The sequence below is a fragment of the uncultured Limnohabitans sp. genome (assembly GCF_937889215.1).
In the GTDB taxonomy this organism is placed as follows: Bacteria; Pseudomonadota; Gammaproteobacteria; order Burkholderiales; family Burkholderiaceae_C; genus Limnohabitans_A.
This window is the reverse complement of sequence record NZ_CALBEX010000175.1, coordinates 1-2,901: the sequence shown is the minus strand read 5'-3', so window position 1 is coordinate 2,901 and position 2,901 is coordinate 1. Positions and strand designations below refer to the sequence as shown.

Genomic DNA, 2,901 nt, shown 5'->3' with positions numbered 1-2,901 from the left:
CCTGTACCACGGGCAACGCGGTGGCCGCTTGTGGCGGCAAGTCTGGAGCGACCACAAGCTCAAGCCCTTGCCGCCGCGTGAGGTCTGGCAGCTGGCCCGCACTGCGTTGGCACGGGGTGCGGTGGTGACCGACTGAACGACGGACATGGGCCGCAAGGCCATGGCCGGTTCATCAACTGGGCATGGCGTGCAGGGCAGACAAATAAGTGGATCCCCGTGTTTCTGCAAAGATATCCAAAGTCAGCGTCAAAGCCGACTGTAAGACCAAGCCGATGCCGATCCCGGCTGCCAGGTCGTAGCGCGCCCAAAAAGCCAGCATGCCCAGCCCGAGGATCAGCAGCGCCATTTCGACCCCCTTGTAGATCGAAAAGTTTTTCATGACCGTTTGCATGCGGGGAATTTCCTGCGCCTTCAGCGCCGCAGGTTCCCGCTTCAGTTGCGCGCTCAGGGTGGCGACCTGGTGGTCGGTGCGCAGGTAAATCGACACCCCCACCACCATTTGCATCAGCGCAATGACGACCAGCGGGTAGGCCATGGATTTCAGCCGATGACCGTTCATCCAAAGCCAGGCGCTCACGCCAATGGCCACCAGGCCCAAGGTAATGAAGAGCACGCTTTCTTGCTTTTCTGCGCTGAAGTAGTTGTTCAGTGGGTTGATCATGGCGTTTTTCTCAAGCGATGGGGCGGGTCAACATTTTCACCACCTTGGTGGCCAGATTGCGCGGTGTGAAACGCATGCTTTGCGCCATGGCCCAGTTCATGAAGCCCGGTATGTAGACCCGCTGACCGCGCTGCATGGCGCGGTAACCCAGGGCTGCCACCTCTTTGGATGTGGGCAGTTTTTTGCCTTTGATCAGGGCCGAGTTGCCCAGTTGGGCCTTGTCCTGAAAACCTGATGCGGTGGGGCCGGGGCACAGCGCGGTCACAGTCACGCCGGTGTCTTCCAGCTCACACGCCAGGGCCTCCGAGAAACTCAAGACAAATGCTTTGGTGGCGTAATACACCGCCATGTAAGGCCCTGGCTGAAAAGCCGCCGTGGATGCCGTGTTCAAAATCTTGCCGCGCGTTGCGAGCAAATCCGGCAAGAACAGCTTGCTCAGCACCACCACCGTGTTCATGTTGAGTTGCATCATGGCCAGCTCGGACCTGAGCGCCGTGTCCTTGAACTCGCCAAATGCACCGTAGCCTGCGTTGTTGACCAAGGCACTCAAAACGATGCCACGCGCCTGAATGTCGGCGTGCAACTGCACGGCACCCGTGTCGGTTTCCAGGTCTGCACCGATGACCGTGACCTGAACCTTGAATTGCTGCTGCAAATCGTCGGCCAGGGCCTGCATTTTGTCCACGCTGCGAGCGGCCAGCACCAGCTGGTAGCCGTCTTGCGCAAAGTGATGGGCCAAGGCTTGGCCGATGCCTGAAGAGGCCCCCGTGATGAGGGCTGTTTTGTGGGGTTTGGGGTGTTTGTGCATGGCGAACTTCCTTGTTGCGTGTGTCAAAGAAAGCATTGGAAACCCGGCACCTTGGTGCCATGTCAAGCGATTTTTTGTCAAAGGCCATTGAGTTTCGCTTGACCCGGTCCCTTGGTGCCGGGTTTAGGATGGGTGCCAACATGATGAAAACACTGACCACCGCCCATGATTTCAAGGCCTTACAGACCACCAGCGTCTTGTGCAAATCCGCTGGCGTGACCCGCGGCCAATTGCGCTTGTATGAGGATGCGGGCTTGATTGCGCCCCAAAGTAGAACCGAAGCCGGTTATCGCCAATATGGCAGCGACACGCTGGACCGGCTCAAGGCCATTCGGCACCTGAAAGATCTGGGCTTCACCCTGGCCGAGATTGCGCTTTTGCTCAGCGAACGCGACCACGGCACGCTGGATGCGCCCGCCTTGGAGCGACTGGCGGGTGCTGTGGTGGTCAAAATCGATGAACGCATGGCTGCACTGCACGTCATTCGGGCTTACGTGGCCCCTGTTGCTGTGGGCGACATGGGCGTGTTGCAAGATGAAGATTGCAACTTTGTTCTGGCATTCCTGAGCGCTTTGTCAGGCGGCACCGCGCAAAAGCGCGCCTGAGTCCTGAGATCGCTTATTGCGCCGCCTGCAGGCCGTTCATGAAGTGCGCCGACATGCACTCGGCTGCCACTTCTGGCTGGCGTGCCTTCAGTGCCGCCACAATCGCCCGGTGCTCGGCCAGGGATTGCTCAATCCGGCCTTCCTTGAACAAGGAGCTGTGACGGTTGAGCTTCATCACCTTGCGCAGGTCGGCCACCATCTGGTCGCGCCAGCGGTTGTCGGCCAATGCCAGCAGCAGCATGTGAAAGGCTTCGTTGATTTCAAAAAAGCGGTCGCGGTCGTGGGTGGCTTTTTCCAGGTCTTGGTGCAAGGCGCTGATCTGTGCGATCTGCTCGGTGCTGGCGTTTTGCGCCACCACGCGGGCGGCGTCCGATTCGAGCAAGGCCAGCAGGTGGTAAACGTCGCGCAGGTCTTTTTCACTCACCTCGGTCACGTAAGCACCTCGGCGCACCTTCATGGTCACCAGGCCTTCGGCTGCCAACACCTTCAGGGCTTCGCGCAAAGGGGTGCGGCTGATGCCCAGCGCCTGGGCAATGCGCAACTCGTCGATCCAGCTGCCCGGTTCCAGTTCGCGCGCAAAGATGCGCTGCCGCAACAGTTCGGCTACTTCTTCGTAAAGGGCGCGAGGGGCAAGAGACAGGGCGGACATGGGCTGAAAAGCAGGCTTTCAGGGCTTTGGCAAGCGCTGAAGCAGTTTTTTGATGGTGTCCGATTGTAAGCCGGTTAAAATATTCTGCATCAATAATTATGAATCACAGTCTTTGTCAGCCTGTTTAAAGCCCCAGGCTGCCACAATCCGGCTCAGCCATTTTTGTCCCGAAAGCACA

At 58.8% G+C, this 2,901-nt stretch carries 4 protein-coding genes and 1 pseudogene; 2 read left to right on the top strand and 3 right to left on the bottom strand.

Annotated features, from left to right (window positions below):
• A pseudogene (locus tag Q0341_RS04545) lies at nucleotides 1-136 on the top strand (tRNA dihydrouridine(20/20a) synthase DusA); the annotation flags it as partial.
• 36 nt (nucleotides 137-172) lie between these two features.
• Here Q0341_RS04545 and Q0341_RS04540 read toward each other — a convergent pair.
• Nucleotides 173-661 carry a hypothetical protein gene (locus tag Q0341_RS04540; RefSeq protein WP_299510879.1) on the bottom strand — a complete coding sequence of 163 codons (489 nt, stop codon included), beginning with the start codon at nucleotides 659-661 and terminating at the stop codon, nucleotides 173-175.
• 10 nt (nucleotides 662-671) lie between these two features.
• Nucleotides 672-1,469 (bottom strand): SDR family oxidoreductase, encoded by a 798-nt coding sequence (locus tag Q0341_RS04535; RefSeq protein WP_299510878.1) that lies wholly within the window; start codon nucleotides 1,467-1,469, stop codon nucleotides 672-674.
• Between the two features lie 140 nt (nucleotides 1,470-1,609).
• On the opposite strand from Q0341_RS04535, the gene Q0341_RS04530 reads away from it, so the two are divergent.
• Nucleotides 1,610-2,074 (top strand): MerR family transcriptional regulator, encoded by a 465-nt coding sequence (locus Q0341_RS04530; RefSeq protein WP_299510877.1) that lies wholly within the window; start codon nucleotides 1,610-1,612, stop codon nucleotides 2,072-2,074.
• A 13-nt stretch (nucleotides 2,075-2,087) separates the two neighbouring features.
• Here the strand turns inward: Q0341_RS04530 and Q0341_RS04525 are convergent, their stop codons facing one another.
• Nucleotides 2,088-2,723 (bottom strand): GntR family transcriptional regulator, encoded by a 636-nt coding sequence (locus Q0341_RS04525; protein ID WP_299510876.1) that lies wholly within the window; start codon nucleotides 2,721-2,723, stop codon nucleotides 2,088-2,090.
• Nucleotides 2,724-2,901: the final 178 nt, after the last annotated feature.